Origin of the sequence: Psychrobacter sp. CAL346-MNA-CIBAN-0220 (assembly GCF_040309805.1) — a bacterium.
Lineage (GTDB): Bacteria > Pseudomonadota > Gammaproteobacteria > Pseudomonadales > Moraxellaceae > Psychrobacter.
The window spans coordinates 1-275 of sequence record NZ_JBEOPF010000234.1 but is presented as its reverse complement, the minus strand read 5'-3'; the positions used below and the strand labels follow the sequence as shown (position 1 = coordinate 275).

The following is a 275-nucleotide window of genomic DNA, read 5'->3' as shown; positions in this document are numbered from 1 at the left end:
GTGCGGGAGAGTCGCAAATTACATCATCATAAAATAGTAAATCTAAATCGAGGGTCCGCGGGCTAAACTTTTTATCGTTTGCAGTACGACCATTATTGCGCTCAATTTGCTTTAGTAAGCTACATACATTTGCTAATGGCATATCGGTTGTAGCACCAACCACCGAGTTATAAAAGTTATTACCAGCAAATCCAACCGCTTCACTTTCAAATACTGAAGAATGCACTAAGTCGTTAAAGTGCGGCTTAAGCGCTATGAGCGCGCAGCGCATATAA

The 275-nt window shown here is 41.5% G+C and carries 1 protein-coding gene; it reads right to left on the bottom strand.

From position 1 onward, the window contains the following. Positions 1 to 275, bottom strand: a 275-nt coding sequence (gene folK / locus AAEY88_RS13455; RefSeq protein ID WP_350563191.1) for a 2-amino-4-hydroxy-6-hydroxymethyldihydropteridine diphosphokinase, incomplete at both ends; no start/stop codon positions are given.